Annotated in this window: 15 protein-coding genes; 9 read left to right on the top strand and 6 right to left on the bottom strand. The window is 41.1% G+C overall.

Going from position 1 to position 16,592, the window contains the following annotated elements:
* On the bottom strand, positions 1-272 hold a 272-nt coding region (locus tag PN447_RS14465; protein ID WP_271763733.1), incomplete at its 3' end, for a hypothetical protein.
* Between the two features lie 403 nt (positions 273-675).
* Between PN447_RS14465 and PN447_RS14460 the strand changes: the two genes are divergently transcribed.
* Positions 676-2,388 (top strand): sensor histidine kinase, encoded by a 1,713-nt coding sequence (locus PN447_RS14460; RefSeq protein ID WP_271763732.1) that lies wholly within the window; start codon positions 676-678, stop codon positions 2,386-2,388.
* Between the two features lie 73 nt (positions 2,389-2,461).
* The gene (gene pcrA / locus PN447_RS14455; protein ID WP_271763731.1) at positions 2,462-4,786 is read left to right on the top strand and encodes a DNA helicase PcrA; all 2,325 of its coding nucleotides are present in this window, start codon (positions 2,462-2,464) and stop codon (positions 4,784-4,786) included.
* A gap of 122 nt (positions 4,787-4,908) precedes the next feature.
* Here the strand turns inward: pcrA and PN447_RS14450 are convergent, their stop codons facing one another.
* Positions 4,909-5,826 carry a metallophosphoesterase family protein gene (locus PN447_RS14450; RefSeq protein ID WP_271763730.1) on the bottom strand — a complete coding sequence of 306 codons (918 nt, stop codon included), beginning with the start codon at positions 5,824-5,826 and terminating at the stop codon, positions 4,909-4,911.
* A 93-nt stretch (positions 5,827-5,919) separates the two neighbouring features.
* Here PN447_RS14450 and PN447_RS14445 point away from each other — a divergent pair, with 93 nt between their 5' ends.
* The 4 genes from PN447_RS14445 to PN447_RS14430 all read left to right on the top strand — a co-directional run bounded on the left by PN447_RS14445 (position 5,920) and on the right by PN447_RS14430 (position 10,072).
* Positions 5,920-6,654 (top strand): hypothetical protein, encoded by a 735-nt coding sequence (locus PN447_RS14445; RefSeq protein WP_271763729.1) that lies wholly within the window; start codon positions 5,920-5,922, stop codon positions 6,652-6,654.
* Positions 6,655-6,742: 88 nt separating this feature from the next.
* Entirely contained in the window at positions 6,743-8,470 is a 1,728-nt protein-coding gene (locus PN447_RS14440; RefSeq protein WP_271763728.1) for a DUF389 domain-containing protein, read from the top strand.
* 79 nt (positions 8,471-8,549) lie between these two features.
* The gene (locus PN447_RS14435) at positions 8,550-8,942 is read left to right on the top strand and encodes a DUF4112 domain-containing protein (RefSeq protein ID WP_271732694.1); all 393 of its coding nucleotides are present in this window, start codon (positions 8,550-8,552) and stop codon (positions 8,940-8,942) included.
* Between the two features lie 197 nt (positions 8,943-9,139).
* Positions 9,140-10,072 carry an alpha/beta fold hydrolase gene (locus PN447_RS14430; RefSeq protein ID WP_271763735.1) on the top strand — a complete coding sequence of 311 codons (933 nt, stop codon included), beginning with the start codon at positions 9,140-9,142 and terminating at the stop codon, positions 10,070-10,072.
* Positions 10,073-10,444: 372 nt separating this feature from the next.
* Here the strand turns inward: PN447_RS14430 and PN447_RS14425 are convergent, their stop codons facing one another.
* From PN447_RS14425 to PN447_RS14410, 4 genes are all read right to left on the bottom strand, one after another.
* A complete protein-coding gene (locus tag PN447_RS14425; RefSeq protein ID WP_271763727.1) occupies positions 10,445-11,044 on the bottom strand; it encodes a hypothetical protein in 600 nt (199 codons plus the stop codon).
* Between the two features lie 431 nt (positions 11,045-11,475).
* The gene (locus PN447_RS14420; protein WP_271763734.1) at positions 11,476-12,066 is read right to left on the bottom strand and encodes a group II intron maturase-specific domain-containing protein; all 591 of its coding nucleotides are present in this window, start codon (positions 12,064-12,066) and stop codon (positions 11,476-11,478) included.
* 446 nt (positions 12,067-12,512) lie between these two features.
* Complete coding sequence (locus PN447_RS14415; RefSeq protein WP_271763726.1) at positions 12,513-13,577, bottom strand: D-alanine--D-alanine ligase family protein; 1,065 nt, start codon at positions 13,575-13,577, stop codon at positions 12,513-12,515.
* 121 nt (positions 13,578-13,698) lie between these two features.
* Positions 13,699-15,327 carry a metallophosphoesterase gene (locus PN447_RS14410; protein ID WP_271763725.1) on the bottom strand — a complete coding sequence of 543 codons (1,629 nt, stop codon included), beginning with the start codon at positions 15,325-15,327 and terminating at the stop codon, positions 13,699-13,701.
* Positions 15,328-15,759: 432 nt separating this feature from the next.
* Between PN447_RS14410 and gvpA (PN447_RS14405) the strand changes: the two genes are divergently transcribed.
* The 3 genes from gvpA (PN447_RS14405) to gvpC form a co-directional block, all read left to right on the top strand.
* Positions 15,760-15,975 (top strand): gas vesicle structural protein GvpA, encoded by a 216-nt coding sequence (gene gvpA, locus PN447_RS14405; protein WP_063873375.1) that lies wholly within the window; start codon positions 15,760-15,762, stop codon positions 15,973-15,975.
* 131 nt (positions 15,976-16,106) lie between these two features.
* Positions 16,107-16,322: a gas vesicle structural protein GvpA gene (gene gvpA / locus PN447_RS14400; RefSeq protein WP_063873375.1), complete on the top strand. Its 216-nt coding sequence runs from the start codon at positions 16,107-16,109 to the stop codon at positions 16,320-16,322.
* A gap of 45 nt (positions 16,323-16,367) precedes the next feature.
* Positions 16,368-16,592: gas vesicle protein GvpC (gene gvpC / locus PN447_RS14395; RefSeq protein ID WP_271763724.1), on the top strand; the 225-nt coding region annotated here is incomplete at its 3' end.

Here is a 16,592-nt window from a genome sequence, read left to right as displayed (position 1 = left end):
GAAGGAAAGTGGACAAGGAAGATTTTATACGGACAATGGTCTTTTAAGGGGCTATTTTTCTTACTAAAAATACAGACTTTGTACTGTTTTTCTCCCTTGTCACCTTGTCCACCTTGTCCACCAAGTCTTGTCCTTGTAAGGGGAGGGAACTGGATTTTATTGTTTTTTGTGTGTTCCCCATTCCCCAATCCTTCCCATTCCCCATTCCTTCCCTGTTCCCTGTTCGGGTGTTCCCTAAGATAAAAATTACCTGTTGAAAACTTATCAAACATCCTCTAAGATAGGGGGCATACGGCCAATAGTCGTAATATTGCCACAAGTAACGGAATTATCTGTGTAACCAGTGGTCATTAGGGACGGGTTAACAGATATGATCAACCATTAAGGATCAGATCCACAAACCCCCCCATACTTTGTGTATATATCTGTTCTATGGTTACACCAGGCAATCTATAGGTATACCTGATTCAGGTGAGAACTGGTATACTGGTCACCAAGTTGGACTAATCAGGGGTTTTTGTATCTTCGTAAAATAATTTACCCTTGATAATTCTCTAGTCATTAATTCTTTATTGTATGACAAAAGATCATGTGAAATGCTAATCATGAATAAATGTGATCTTAAAAGCACGACTGATGGGGTTATATTGGCGGGAGGTTCAGGAGATTTGATCAATGCAAACCCAGAAACCAATTCCCCTTAATAGCAGTTCCAAAAGCAAAAAAGTGCCAGCAGAAGAGCCTTTGACTGAACTCCCAACTATAGAATTTCCCTCACCGGGGAAACTCAAAGCCAGTTCCTGGCGCATACATCAAAAGATTGGTTATGGTTATTTTGTAGCCATCGGAATTGGCTTTTTTGGCGCACTTACTGGATTAGTAATTGCCAATTACTACAGAGGAAGAGAAATCAGACAATTCAATCAAGCCCAAGAACAAAGAGAACTACTTACAAATTATAAGGATGCGGTATTAGATGCACAATTCTATAGCTCCAATTTAGTGGCGGTCTTGGAAAATTCACAACGATTACTCAATAAAAAAAACAAATTTCTGCAAAGTGTTAAGACAGCTAAGAGTTTAGAGCAGGATATTGCCCAATATATAGACAGAAAGCCCGATAGATTAGCAGCAAAAAGTTATAACTTACAAGTTTTCTTACATGACTATGGTCTTAGCTTAACATCATACCTGAATGAAATAGAGACTGTCTTACAGGACATTGACCCTGAACCACAAAAGATTGCAGTTACACGAGAACAATTATTAAAAATCATGCGTGGTGAAACAGCCATGCAGATCGACCAACTCTCACAAAGATTAACTAATATCCTGAAAATTGCCGAAAACCAAGAACAAGCAAGGCAAAGAGACGTAGAGCAGGCCAAAAAAGTTGAGAGGTTTATTGTGATTATGAGTATGCTGGTATCAGTGGTCACTGCGGCCATTATTGCTTGGCGTACTAGCCGCGCGATCGCTGAACCAGTAATTACTGTAACTCAAGTGGCTGAACAAGTGGCAAGAAAATCTAATTTTGATTTACGCGCTCCCGTCACCACTGAAGATGAAATTGGATTATTAGCCAAGTCCCTGAATCGATTGATTGAACGTGTATCTGAACGCACAAAGGAACTGGAACAAGCTAAAGAATTAGCCGAAGCTGCTAGTAGAGCCAAAAGCATATTTTTAGCCAACGTCAGCCACGAATTACGCACCCCATTAAATGCCGTGATTGGCTTGAGTCAACTGCTGCAAGACGACGCCACAGATTTAAATTTATCTCCAGATTTTATCACTGACTTAGAAACCATTAATTTGGCTGGTAGACATCTCCTAGAACTGATTAATGATATCCTCGACTTGTCAAAAATTGAAGCAGGGAAAATGACTCTGTACCCAGAGACATTCGACATTGCGGCGCTGATCAATAATGTGGTTCTGACAGTCAAATGCGCTATGGACAAAAATCAGAATATCCTAGAAGTGCATTGTGATCAGCAACTGGGTACAATGTACGCAGATCGCACGAGGATGAAGCAAGTATTATTAAACTTACTCAGTAATGCTGCTAAGTTTACCACCAATGGTAAGGTAACCTTAACCGTCAAACGGGAAAAGACAGACGTACTCCCAGATGCTGCTTTTGGTATAATTACTTTCAGCGTCACTGATACAGGAATTGGGATGTCTGAGACTCAACAGCAACAATTATTTAAACCTTTTACACAGGGGGACACATCAACCACAAAAAGGTATGGTGGTACGGGATTGGGTTTAGCAATTACCCGCCACTTTTGCCAGATAATGGGTGGTGAGGTTTTTGTTAAAAGCCAGTCCGGAGTGGGATCTACTTTCACTGTTCACTTACCATTGACTATGCAAGATTAAGGGAGGTCGGTAAAATCTTAAGGCTCACATACTCTGCTAATATGCAAGTAGTCAATGATTTACCTACACGGCTATGACAACAACTACTGATTTTCTTAGCCATCTTAACTCCAGTCAGCGTCAAGCCGTGGAACACTATTGTGGTCCGCTGTTAGTTGTTGCTGGTGCAGGTTCGGGTAAAACACGAGCGCTGACATATCGCATTGCTAACCTGATTCTCAAACACCGTGTTCATCCAGAGAATATCCTGGCGGTTACTTTTACTAATAAAGCTGCGCGGGAGATGAAGGAACGCATTCAAACGCTATTTGCTCAAGACTTGGCGAGCAAACAACATGGCCAAAAATTTGAGGTGTTGACAGAATACCAGCAAATGCAGTTGCGATCGCAAGTGTATAAAAATACCATTAAAGACTTGTGGTGCGGTACTTTTCATAGTTTATTTTCTCGGATTCTCCGGTTTGATATTGAGAAATACCAAGATGAAAAAGGCCGGAGTTGGACTCGTAATTTTTCGATTTTTGATGAATCCGATGTCCAAAGTTTAGTTAAAGATATTGTCAGCAAACAGCTAAATTTAGACGATAGGAAATTTGACCCTCGTTCTGTGCGCTATGCCATCAGTAACGCCAAAAATCAAGGCTTTTCACCCCAGGAGTTTGAGCGGCAACAACCCAATTATCGCGGGCGCGTAATCGCCGAGGTTTATAATTACTATCAGAATAAGTTAGCAGAAAATAACGCTCTCGACTTTGATGATTTAATTCTCGTCCCGACAAGATTATTTCAGCAAAACGAGCAGGTTTTGGGTTACTGGCATGGTAAGTTTGGCCATATCCTGGTAGATGAATATCAAGATACTAACCGCACTCAGTATGATTTGATTCGCTTGTTAGTGACTAATGGTGAAGAGAACAAGAGTGCATGGGAATGGAAAAACCGCTCAGTGTTTGTGGTGGGTGATGCAGACCAGTCTATTTACAGCTTCAGAATGGCTGACTTCACTATTTTATTAGAATTTCAGCAAGACTTTGGTGATGGTTTAGCTGATGATGATACCCGTTCCATGGTGAAGCTGGAAGAAAATTACCGTTCTTGTGAGAATATTCTGCAAGCAGCTAACGAATTAATTGAGAATAACACTCAACGTATTGATAAAGTCCTCAAACCCACGCGAGGAACGGGTGAGCAAATTTATTGTCACAAAGCAGATAATGAAATTGAAGAAGCCGAGTTTGTTATCGGTCAAATTCGTTCTTTAGATCAGCAAAATCCTGAGTTAGATTGGGGGAGTTTTGCGATTCTTTACCGCACTAATGCCCAATCACGACCTTTTGAAGAGTTTTTAGTCAGGAATCAAATTCCTTATACTGTTGTGGGAGGAATGAAGTTTTACGATCGCAAAGAAATCAAGGATATTTTAGCTTATCTCAGAGCGATCGCCAATCCTGCTGATACAGTTAGTTTACTGCGAATCATTAATACTCCCCGGCGCGGTATTGGTAAAACCACCATTGAAAGCTTAGTTAACGCCTCTCAAGAACTGGGGATAACCTTGTGGGAAATACTCAGTGATGAAACATCAGTTAATACATTGGCGGGAAGGTCGGCCAAAGCTGTGAATAACTTTGCTCAAATGATTAACAACTGTAAGGAGAAAGCCGCAACAGTTTCAGTTTCCCAACTTTTACAAGAACTGCTAGACCTGTCTGGGTATATTAAAGACCTGAAAAACCAAGCCACAGATGAGGCCGAAGAGAGAATTCAAAACGTTCAGGAACTTTATAACGCCGTACTCCAATTTCAAGAAGAAAGTGAAGACGTTTCCCTCACAGCCTTTTTGCAAAGTAGCGCCCTCAGTTCTGATTTGGATAATTTAAAAGCAGGGCAAAAGGCGGTATCTTTAATGACCTTGCACTCTTCTAAGGGTTTAGAATTTCCCGTGGTGTTTTTAGTGGGCTTAGAACAGGGATTATTTCCTAATTACCGTTCTATTAACGACCCAGCAGCTTTAGAAGAAGAACGCCGCCTATGTTATGTTGGCATCACTCGCGCCAAGGAGAGGTTATATTTATCATACGCCCGCGAACGTCGTTTATATGGTTCCCGTGAGCCTGCTATGCGATCGCAATTTCTGAATGAATTACCAGAAGAATTATTAAATACTCGCCATGGAATCCGTCATACCCAGAGCAAAACTGCAGCCAAAGCGGGTAGTAAGCCCTATACACCCCAAAATTGGCAAGTAGGCGATAAGGTATTACATAAAGCATTTGGTATGGGTATAATTACGCATATTTTCGGACAAGGGAATAAGGTATCCGTAGCGATTAAATTCGCCAGTTTGGGGCAGAAAATTGTTGACCCCCACCTAGCCCAGTTACAAAGAGTAGACTGACTGATTTAGCCAAGTCAATCCTCCCAGGAGCTATAAGAACGTTGGTCTTGAAGCAAGGAAGGCGTTTTAAGTTTGATAGTGCTAATTTATTTGGTGGGTATTACCCACCCGACACTCAGGGATTAAACAGACTTAAACTGAATTATACCTTGATCAAAAATTCGTTTATCAGTACCCATTGCCCTCACCTCAATTCTATCTCGATACACCTCATAAGCAGCAAAAGCCAATCTTTCCGCAGAATGTTCTGTCCACTGAGAACGCCCCACAGGACGAACACCAGCACCACTACCAGTAGTTAAATAGGTGGTACCATCAATATTACGAGTGCGCTCATAATGGTGGTCGTGACCATTAATGTAAAGCTGCACATTATACTTTTTAAATAAAGGCGTAAAGCGTTTAATGAGTGATTGACTGACTCCATAGTGACCCGATGAGTAAAATGGATCATGTCCAAATACCACTTTCCAAGGTGCATCACTGCGGCTTAATTCCTGTTCTAACCAAATAACTTGATTTTCCCAGTCAGCATTACGGTTAGTATCTAAAGCAAAAAATTGCACCGCATCGCGGCGAAATGTGTAATAACGCCCCTGCATATTAAAGCCGGGATATTTGATTTGAGGGTCGCCGTTCTCAGTGCGAATATCATGATTACCTAAACAAGCATGAAATTTTACATTCTGTGTCAATAATTTTTCATAAGGACGTTCAAAAACAGCACCGATTTTTTCAATTTCGCCATCATTGTAAATATTGTCTCCAGCTAAAACCACTAAATCATAAGGATTTTCTTGGTGATAATAATTCATTACCCCAGCCACGCTATACTGACCTCTAGCGCCAGTCCCAGTATCCGCAACGGAGGTAAAACGTAATAGTAAGTCCTTTTTGGGTGGGGTGGTGGCTAATACTCTTGAATTTGGCATATTATTATTAATTCGGCTATTGGGACGAGTGAGCGTCCAGCCTAAAAGTCCTGTCCCCATAGTGCCAAGAGTACCTAAAAATAAGAATTGACGGCGTTTCAGGTTCATAAAACTTACCAAACTCAATATCTAGTCAGTTTAGCCGAAGAACTCATGATCAACGAAGTGATACATTAAGGCACAAGCAGCAGTCAAAATTCCATGTCACAAGACAATCAAAATTCACAACCTTCTCCTTCGCCCCAAGTACCCCTTTGGAAAGTTAAAATTATCCAAATTATCAGAGGGACGATTGGAATTTTAGAAACCGCGGTAGTTAAACTTGAGACTCCAGTACTACCAGGTAGTGAAGAAACACCCCGTTTTTGGCAAGGTCTGGTAATACAATGGAATAGATTTTTAAGACAAGTCCGCTTGTTTCTACCATCAAATGTGTCTAACAACTTGTCAGATGCAGTTTTGAGCGGAATTTTAGCCATGCTCACTGTGGCGGTAATGTGGTCAAGTGTAAGTATTTTTATGCAAAGTCAAACTGAAGTGGCTACAGTTACTCCGGTTGAGGAAGTTCCAGCACCCATACCAGAACCAATACCCACCCCGGAAGTCATACCGGAACCAGAACCAATACCCACCTTAAAATTGACACCAGAAGAAACCTTGATTGCAGCCATTAAAAATCAAGTAGCCGAAATTAGCGATCGCTTTGCATCTGGTTTAATACAATCAATACAAGCTAACTTCCGTACTAGTAATTTGACTGTCAAAATTAATGATGATTGGTACACTCTCCGAGAATCTGAACAAAAGCAACTAGCTGGGGAAATATTACAACGCTCTCAAGAACTTGATTTTACCCATCTAGAAATTACTGACTCCCAAGACAAGCTTATAGCCCGTAACCCAGTTGTTGGTAATGAGATAATTATTTTTCAATAGCATATAAATATACCATAGAATTATAACACACTTAAATTATGCATAACTTACCGGTACTTTTTGATTGGGGCTGCTATGAGGATTTTATATGTTTAGAAACTGGTTTGCCAACAACTTGGGAGTAGGTCAAGCTCGTAAAGAGCAAGTGTACCTGGAAATATGTAGTTCACTCAGCCTGGACGATGTTAGTTATTGGATTCAAGTTTTGTTCTCCGCTGGTATTGCTACCCTAGGACTAGTTCTGAATAGTCCCGCTGTGATTATTGGTGCAATGCTGATTTCTCCATTAATGGGGGGTATTCTCGCCAATGGACTAGCACTAGCTGCGGGTGATGTCATCTTAGCCATTCGCTCACTGCTGAATTTAATATTTAGTTGTCTAGTTGCCATTTCCTTTGCTGTAATACTAGTATCATTGCTGCCATTCAAAGAAATTACCAGTGAGATTTTAGCCAGGACTCAACCTAATCTTCTGGATTTAGTAGTCGCCCTGTTTTCCGGTGCAGTGGGTTCTGTGGCAATTTGTAAAGAACCCAAAGGGGTGGCTACTTCCATTCCTGGTGTTGCTATTGCCGTGGCCTTGATGCCGCCACTATGTGTTGTCGGCTATGGTATTGGGGTCGCTATCAGCCTCAATAGCGTCCAAGGAATACAGGTAGCTAGTGGTGGCGGCTTACTTTTTTTCACTAACTTGGTAGCCATTACCTTTACTGCCATGCTGGTGTTTCTGGGACTACATATTGACAATCATCAGGTAAGAGAAAGAGTTAGGGAATGGCGTAACACACATCCAGAGAGTCTCTGGGTGCAGAATTTGTTGGAAAAAGTACCCGCTTATAGCAAACTGGGCAAAATTGGCTCGCTTCCAGGCAGACTATTGTTAATAATTATCACCATTGGCGCGATTATTTTCCCGCTCAATCGTTCCCTGAGTCAACTCGGACGGGAAATTGCTCTCCAGCAACAGGAAAATCGTATTCGTAGTTCCGCAAAGGATGTGTGGCAGAAAAACTTTGCTACTTTTGCCGATGGTGAAGCACGTTCTTTCATTAGCAACATCTCCACTTCAGAACAAAAGGATAAGCTGACAATTCAACTTCAGGTGTTTACAAGTCAGCAATATTCAGCAGAGGAGCAGGATAGTTATATTCAAATCTTAGCTTCCCGCTTGGGAAGACCTCAAGAATTATTAGCGCTGAAGCTGGTGGAAATTCCCACCGCATCCAATGAACTCTTACGCCCAGTACCAAAGGAACAACCCCCTGAACCAGTGCTAACCATCGCCCAGTTACAATCAATTTTTGTGCAGGAAATTCAATCTGCATTGCTTGATTTGCGGCTTCCGCCACCAGCAAAAATGATTAATTACGAGTTAACTACTAGTCCAGTTGTGCCTTTAAGCATCCGGGTGGTGTATCTCAGTGAACGGGATATTGATAGAGATGCTCAAACTTTAGTCGCCGATAGCGTCAGAAGTCTCCTAGATGATCAGTCTGTTCAGGTGAGTATGCAAAGAGTAGCTACTTCTTTAGGGGCTATATCTTTTGAGAATCAGAAATCAGAAATTAGGTCAGATGACCGTCAATTATTAGACCGTGCAGGTAAAATTTTACAGCAGCAGCCCGGTTTAAACCTACAAATGATCATTAATCAGGGAGAAAATGAGTTAGGGGAACTTGTCCTAGACCGATCGCAAGCAGTGATAGAATATTTGGGGTCGCAATGGCAAATTAGCAGCGATCGCATAGACTGGCAAACAAGAGCAGAATCTCAACCTAGGGCGGAAATCCAACTTACATTAAAATCATCGAAATAGCCCCCAGTAGTAATATCGACAAATAATCGCAAAATCCATACACTAGTAAAAATTTCAGATCAAATAAGCGATCGCCTCCATGCCTGATTCTTATCGACGGCTTTCCCATCTTGATTCCGACCCTCAAGCACTCACACTCAAACGGCTACGTCAGCTGAGTCGCATCCTTGATAAAGTTGTCACCATTCCCGGAACCCCAATTCACATTGGTTTAGATCCCCTTGTGGGATTTTTACCCATTGGTGGCGACATTTTGGGAGTCATCCTGGCTAGTTACATCGTTATAGAAGCCGCCAGAATAGGTGTCCCTAAAGGTATGTTAAGCAGAATGGTCTTGAATGTGATCATCGATGGCTTAGTAGGTACTGTCCCCATCATGGGAGACTTATTTGATTTCGCCTGGACAGCTAATGAGTATAATATCAAGCTATTGGAAGAACATTTACAGTTGACTCTACCTCGGAGCAAATAAATACCAAAATTTTTAGCATTCCTATTTGATTTTTTGATTTGTCAGTAGGTTTATTCATTAGCCCATAGGCTGATATTTTTCCACAAATAACTCAGCACGGCTGCAAAAATTAGGAAAATCTATATTTTCATGCCATTGTCTTAACAGCATTCCCATGATAATAATGAGAATGCCTTAAACAACTTATGAATAAAGGAATGAAAGATTGGTGGCAGGCTACGTTTCCTGAAGGTAGACAAACTATCATTATTAGTGATACACATGGACATCCCGTAGAAATTGCCTATGGTGAAGTAGGTACTGGTCAGCCATTATTTTTATTACACGGTATGGGTAGTTGGAGCTACAATTGGCGCCATAGTATTGCTCCATTATCTAAACATTTTCGAGTTATTTGCTTTGATGCCAAGGGTTATGGTTTTTCGGAAAAACCTCGTTTACGTAGAGAACATAACGGTCATCAAGTTATTGAGTTAGAAAGAATTATTCAGGCTTTATGTGATCAACCCGCCGCCATTGTAGCAGAATCTTTAGGGGGATTAGTAGCCCTGGCCCTAGCTCAACACAATCCCCAATTAGTGGCGCGGTTAATAGTTGTAAATGTACCTATTTTCACCGAACGGTTACCCCATTGGGCAATGTGGATACTTGCTAAAACGCCAATAGAAGTATTAGATACAATAGACTCTTTGCGTTTAGCTTATCTATTTGCCCCTATATTACGAGAAATCATGGCTATAGAAAGGCGTGGAGTGCTTTTCGACCCATCACTGTTGACACCAGAAGATGTGTATTGGATAACCTATCCATTTATTGAGTTTCCTGGGACTATTGTCAAAGTCGCTGAGGAGTTACAAATAGCAGCACAGGAAATAGAGAACTGGCAACTTAATAAACCTAATATGCTCAGTCAGATTCAAAATAATTTAGGTAATATTAAATGTCCGACACTGATTATGTGGGGAGATCAAGATAGTTGGTTCCCCCTCAGTCATGGTAAAAAGTTACATCTATCTATCCCTCATTCCCAGCTAAGAATTTTAGATAACTGCTGTCATGATGCTGCGACTGGTTCCTCTGCGGTGATCAATGCAGCTATTCTTGATTTTTTGCACAAGACAAATTTTTGACCGAAAAAAAAGAGTGAGAGAAGGCATACCAATCGCCTTGAACCTCTCACTCTGGTATTTGCTGCTGTAGTGTTCAGGAATATTTATCAGCACTGTCATTGATTTAGGGGGCTAATGTATATAACAGTGACAACGCTGATATATTTAATATTCCCGGTGCGACAAATACCAAAACTATTGATTAAAACCGTTATCCTTTATCAAGGTAAGTTTATTCTTGATAATCCCAATTAATAGAAACCGTCTTGTTTTTGTCTTCTTTAATCTAACTCACTAAATCTCAGTATGGTTGCCATTTTGGCAGTTTTTTAGATTCTTATCATGGCTATTGGTTACCCCTGGGATTATGGACAAATCTCACATTTTATCAACTTAGGAACCAGGTTGAGATTTGGACAATAAAATTGCCGACCAAGAATTTTTTTGACGAATATCCATCAACTCTGCCAAAATTTCTTGCCTTTTATCCAGTGGATGCATATCTTCTGATGCTAGAACCGTTTCCGGTGTATCTGATTTCCTTAGCCTGGGTTCGAGTGGTGCAACAATAGGTGAACTATTTAAAATCCTTGATTTTGCTCTTGGACTAGTGATGGGTTTGTCCGCTCTTGATACCTGGTGATTGACTAGTCGCAAAATCATTAAGCAACCACTGGCACAACTCAGGGCGATGGCCGCTAGCAGCCATAAAGGTGTAGGATTGTTATTCTCGGAAGGCCTTGTCATTGGTTTGGCCACTACAGCCGATATTTCTGGTGGCTCTACCTTATCTTTACTACCAACATCACCCAAGCTATACAAAGCTAAGGCGGTAATTCCTATGAGGATTGTGAACAACCCAGTCAACAATAACCCTGGATGACGTATCAGCACATAGATAAAAATGTTGAAATTATCGACTAATTTTGATTTCCTATTTCCCGGTCTTCTGATTTGCCTCGGCTCATACTGTCTACTGTGACTATGTTCCATGGTTAGTTTCAACTTACGCCCCTCTAGTTCATGATTGTAGTGGAGGCTTAGACATCAGGTATCAGTAGCCAGGTGTGCAATTCAGTAGCTTTTTTTGGAAACATTCAGCCACCGAATCCTATCAAAACATAGTGGGAGCCTGAGAAACCCTACTCTTTAGAGGGAGGATGAAACGTGACTCAACAGGATTTATCCTGTCGTATCCTTAACAAAAAGGTTTTGACAGGTATTTACAAAGCATTTCTGTTCAGTTAAAATAAAATAGCATCAGCAAATATGGTGAAAAACCCAAAAGATGCTTTCCTTAAGTAGGCACACAGGTAGGTATGACCCTAGTCTAAGGTGGGTAGGGGAGCTTTGACACTCCCAAAACAACATAATTTATTTCATAGATTATTAAACTAAGCCTATCAGTCACCTGATCGAATCGTCTACAAAACCGTACGTGAGACTTTCACCTCATACGGCTCATCAGTGACATGGTTCTTGTTATGAACACCTGTGAGACTTCCATCGCTGGCTGTCTTTCTATCATGGCAATGTCTGTGTAATAGTTGTGGGTTTTTATACTCATCTTTTCCACCTTTGGAGAGCGGTAGGATGTGGTCAACTTCCATTACATCACCATCCCTAAAGTAATGCTCACATAACGGGCATCTACCCTTCTGCCTTTTAAGTAGTTTAGCTACTCTTTCACTAACTTCGGGATGGGTTCCTATTCTAGAACTCCAATACACCCAATTACCGTCATATGGTGAGGCATTGCCCTTAACCTTGACATGGCGTACGATGGGAGTTTCTGGATGTCTATACAGCTTGATGAACTTGTCGTTCGTCTTAACTGCAAACTCCCAATTGTTCCCACCAATTGTATGCCAATATTTATCAGCTATCCATTTTCCGGTTTTATTAGAATGTCGGCGTTTTGCCCATCTAACCAATCTGTGATAAATTTGTTCATGAATCTTACTGAAGGTCTCCTTGCTTACTACTGTGGAGTAGTAATTACACCATCTACTTATTAGCCGCTTCCTTATCCCTTACCTTTTGGTTACAGCCTATCAGCCTGATTTGGCTGTTTTAGCATAACGACGCTTTAAACACATCTTTGTTGACTACTCATGGGTACTCTGCTCAACGTATACTAAGTTAGGCTACTAGTAAGAACGCCTTTTATTCGGTGCTTTACGGATTGATGGCTAGTCTCTACCGTAAGGAAGATGCTGTCACCCTTGCACTTAGGGGGTAGGATTCTCACCTACATGAACACACAGTTATAAGAATCTGGTTTTACCCAGTCTTACCTCTCATCCCTGAGTATCACTACTCATTTCGAGAGAACGAGTCGCACAAGTAAATAATATTATAACCGTTGTGTAGCATTGCTTGGTCTTGCGTAGCAACATCTTAGAATCCCCTGTGTTTCAACCAGGGGAGATGTCAATCAAATTTTTGCTCAAATTAGTGATCACTTGGATTCATGACCAGAATACCTTTCTAGAGCTAATTGAATTAACCGATCCACTAATTCCGCAAAGGGTATACCACTATAAGCCCAAAGCTGGGGATACATACTGGTAGCAGTAAAGCCTGGGAAGGTGTTGATTTCGTTAATTAATACTTCCCCGGTAGCTTCCACAAAGAAAAAATCTACCCTTGCTAACCCCGCAGCATCCACAGATGCAAAGGCTTGTAAGGCCATATCTTGGATTTGGCGACTCACACCATCTGGAATGGGTGCAGGAATTAATAAATCTGCCTTACCTACAGTATATTTAGTTTCGTAATCATAGAAGTCACTGTGGAAAGTAATCTCTCCTACAATGGAGGCTTTAGTTTGATCATTACCTAATACGGCACATTCTACTTCTCTAGCAACTACACCCGCTTCCACAATTATTCGTCTGTCATAAGTAGCAGCATTATCTAAGGCCGCTTCTAACTCTGAACGCGATCGCACTTTGGCAATACCCACTGATGAACCTAAGTTAGCAGGTTTCACAAAACAGGGATAGTCTAAGGCTGACTCTATTTCATCGCATAGTTTGGGAAACACACAGGGATTTGACCAAACTTCCGCTCTAGTTAAGGCCTTGTATTTCACCTGGGGTAATCCGGCTTGCTCAAAAGCCATTTTCATGGCAATCTTATCCATACCTACAGCCGAACCTAAGACCCCAGAACCCACAAAGGGAACTTGCATTAATGTCAGCAACCCCTGAATAGTACCGTCTTCTCCGTTGGGTCCGTGCAGAATGGGAATCCAAACATCCACTTGTGTTACTTGCTCAGGTAATCGCCACGGGTTTAAGTTTTGGGTTTCTAATTGAGGAATACCAGTTTCTAGAATCTGCTGTGCTAGTTCTCCCCCTAACCAGCAGCCATTTTTCTGGATGTAAAAAGACAATATTTCGTATTTGTGAGCATTTTCTTCTACATTTAAGGCACGGGCGATCGCTCGTGCTGAACTAATTGAAACTTCATGCTCCCCCGAACGACCCCCAAACAGCAGTCCCACCCGCAGCTTAGTCATTTTTAGTACCTTTTTATTTTCTCTGGCTGAGAGTTTATCACAAGCTGTTGAGGTTGCTATATTTTTTTGTCCTAACTATAAAGGAACTACACAGACAAACACAGAGGTTTCTGGGATGGGATTATTTTAATTTAAATTCATCGAATTTTACTACATCTGAATCTGGTTTACGCATATCAAAATAATAGCTAGTTACTATCCCAGTGCCTGTGTTAAATATACTAAAAACCGTGATGTCGTTACTCGCTATGTAAGGAATGGGCTGATTATCTTCCCTTAACAAAGGTGCTATGGTTGGGACTACTGGTTCTAATCCGTAAGGATCACCCACTGCAATATAACCTTCTTGAGATCCCGTGAGTATTTCTCGTTTGTTGTTCCCCCAAGCTGCACCATAGGAGTTACCAACATTCGATGTTTCTAGAAAGTGCATTCCACTAGGACTTATAAACCGATTCCATAGGTGGGAATGTCCATATAATACTAGTTGCACTTCAGCCGCTTCTAGTAACGGGAGCAGATCACGGTTAATATAGTCTGTGTCTTTGGGGTACTCGTAACGGACAGCGATAATCTTACCTTTGTGATCACGTTCTATGATCTGCACTGGGTCAGTATAAGCAGGGACGATGTTATCACCCAGAGTGTGGGGGGGATGATGGAACATCACTACTTTATATTTGGCTTGTTTAAACTCTTCACTGTCAAGTTCTGCTTCTAACCAATTATATTGCTCACTACCTTTGGCAATTGGTTCAAAAATAAACTGTCCATAACCCCAATTTTCAGGATTTTCTAAATCCTGGACTGCTTCTGTATATCTACCTCTGTATACTGTATTTAATTTTTGTGTCCGCCACATACAAGTTACGTACAGTACTACTAGACGCACATCCCCAAAGCTCACTGCATAATACTTTTTACCGCCGGATTCACTTTCAGGGAAGCTAAAAATCTCTTCGTAGGTCTGTGTATTAAAGGAATTATCTATTAAAGACTTTCCCCTGTATAATTTTTCAGCGACAGCACGGGGAATGGTATCATTAAACTCATTGTTTAAACTATTGCTTCTGCCAACTCTCCCCATCACTTCATGATTACCAATGGCTGTAAACATGGGGGCGTGTTGAATGATTTCACCACCTGTATAAATGGTTTCAACACCATTATGCGCCATTTTATAATTAGCACGACCTTGTAAAGCCGGAAAGAACGCACATCCCCGATGATCATCAAACCATTCTGAGGCGCGATCGCTCACATTAATTAAATCACCAGCGAACCATACCCCATCTATTTGTCCGACTGTTTCCACCACCTTTTGCAGATTGGCTGCTATCATAGGTTTTAATTGATGGTCTGAAGTCAATAGAATCTTCATTGCTTGACTCCGCTCTGGGGTAGGCGCGAGAGTGAAAATATCACTCCTGACACTTGCACCATCTTCTCGCACACTCATAACAAAATAGGGAACACGCACACCGGGGGTTAACCCCGTCACCTCAGCTGCGTGTCGCCAAATATGACGTTTGATAGGTTGATTTATAGTTGTATTTGCTACTTTTGATTGCTGGTCTTCTCTTGTGCGGCTAAGTTTACTCGTTTTTGCCCATCTCGATTGATCTACATTTTCACCGTAGTAAACTACGTGTTGTTGACCTGCAAATTCCGTAAACCAAACTACTTGCACTGAGTTGGTAGTTGGCAGTTGCAAAAATGGGTCTGTCAGCAGATGCGGTGCTGATACCATAGTTTTTTACTCCCACATTTACAACTACCAGCATAAAACATAATGTTTTTTTTAGTTCGGCTGGTCGCGAGATCAATAAAAGCGAGGAACTTCAGTGATACCGCAATCGCGCCCCCCGCAGATGGGGGGGATGTTCTATCCTGCACTTTCCAAACTGCGATGCTCCTTAGAGACGCCGTAAATAGTATTAAAACAGAGTAAAAGTAATAAAAATTACTATTAAACAGCAATATGTCACTATTTTTGACTTTATTTGCTAAAAATATACTTCTTTTAATACATCATTTTCATAAATTAACTTTTTTACACTTTTTTTGTTCCAAGGTATTGCCAAATGCTGGGTAGAGATGCTAATGTTCCAATTGTGAGTAAAAAAACACATTCTTTTTTGCCACAGGTAAACTTTGCGACAATTATCTAAGGTGTAAACATATGGCAGTTGAAAAAACTAACTCTTCCTCCAGCTTGGCAGAAGTTATCGACAGAATCCTTGACAAAGGTATCGTTATCGACGCTTGGGCTCGTGTATCCTTGGTCGGTATCGAATTACTGGCTATTGAAGCTAGAATCGTAATCGCTTCTGTAGAAACCTACTTGAAATATGCAGAAGCAGTAGGTCTGACTCAGTCTGCAGCAGTTCCTGCATAATTCTCACAATAAAATCCATTTTTGTAGAATAACTATAAGTTTCTTATAGTTATTCTGCGTTATTCGGCATTTTCCAAATTTAAAAAAAGCTTGATAGCTAACGGTTCCAAGAGATTGTAAGGTGTAAACATATGGCAGTTGAAAAAACTAACTCTTCCTCCAGCTTGGCAGAAGTTATTGATAGAATCCTGGACAAAGGTATCGTCATCGATGCTTGGGCTCGTGTATCCTTGGTTGGTATTGAATTACTAGCGATTGAAGCTAGAATCGTCATTGCTTCTGTAGAAACTTACCTGAAATATGCAGAAGCAGTAGGACTCACTCAGTCCGCAGCAGTTCCTGCTTAATTATCAAATGGTTAAGACCACTTTATCATTACTCAGGAGAAGTTCATGTCTGCTTTGATGGAAAAAATCCGGGAAGAAAACCGGTCAATATTCGAGAATGTAAATAAATTTATTGATTGCACCAAGAGTGCTCGGTTGGCTCAAGCACAAGCCCAAGCAGCAGAACTACATCAGTTCCAACAAAACCTGCAGCAAGAAACTGAGCAGTTTTTAGCCACCACAGCTAAAGAGCGTATTGCTCAGGGAAAAGCCCAATCAGCGGAACTATAT

Origin of the sequence: Anabaena sp. CS-542/02 (assembly GCF_028331085.1) — a bacterium.
Taxonomy (GTDB): Bacteria; Cyanobacteriota; Cyanobacteriia; order Cyanobacteriales; family Nostocaceae; genus Anabaenopsis; species Anabaenopsis arnoldii.
The sequence above is the reverse complement of the archived record's forward strand: the minus strand, read 5'-3'. Positions and strand labels throughout refer to the sequence as shown.

What these genes read in the sequence shown, in the direction of transcription:
- PN447_RS14460 (WP_271763732.1), top strand. Translation starts at nt 676, where the DNA reads ATGCAAACCCAGAAACCAATTCCCCTTAATAGCAGTTCCAAAAGCAAA.
- pcrA (WP_271763731.1), top strand. Translation starts at nt 2,462, where the DNA reads ATGACAACAACTACTGATTTTCTTAGCCATCTTAACTCCAGTCAGCGT.
- PN447_RS14450 (WP_271763730.1), bottom strand. Translation starts at nt 5,826, where the DNA reads ATGAACCTGAAACGCCGTCAATTCTTATTTTTAGGTACTCTTGGCACT.
- PN447_RS14445 (WP_271763729.1), top strand. Translation starts at nt 5,920, where the DNA reads ATGTCACAAGACAATCAAAATTCACAACCTTCTCCTTCGCCCCAAGTA.
- PN447_RS14440 (WP_271763728.1), top strand. Translation starts at nt 6,743, where the DNA reads ATGTTTAGAAACTGGTTTGCCAACAACTTGGGAGTAGGTCAAGCTCGT.
- PN447_RS14435 (WP_271732694.1), top strand. Translation starts at nt 8,550, where the DNA reads ATGCCTGATTCTTATCGACGGCTTTCCCATCTTGATTCCGACCCTCAA.
- PN447_RS14430 (WP_271763735.1), top strand. Translation starts at nt 9,140, where the DNA reads ATGAAAGATTGGTGGCAGGCTACGTTTCCTGAAGGTAGACAAACTATC.
- PN447_RS14425 (WP_271763727.1), bottom strand. Translation starts at nt 11,044, where the DNA reads ATGGAACATAGTCACAGTAGACAGTATGAGCCGAGGCAAATCAGAAGA.
- PN447_RS14415 (WP_271763726.1), bottom strand. Translation starts at nt 13,577, where the DNA reads ATGACTAAGCTGCGGGTGGGACTGCTGTTTGGGGGTCGTTCGGGGGAG.
- PN447_RS14410 (WP_271763725.1), bottom strand. Translation starts at nt 15,327, where the DNA reads ATGGTATCAGCACCGCATCTGCTGACAGACCCATTTTTGCAACTGCCA.
- gvpA (WP_063873375.1), top strand. Translation starts at nt 15,760, where the DNA reads ATGGCAGTTGAAAAAACTAACTCTTCCTCCAGCTTGGCAGAAGTTATC.
- gvpA (WP_063873375.1), top strand. Translation starts at nt 16,107, where the DNA reads ATGGCAGTTGAAAAAACTAACTCTTCCTCCAGCTTGGCAGAAGTTATT.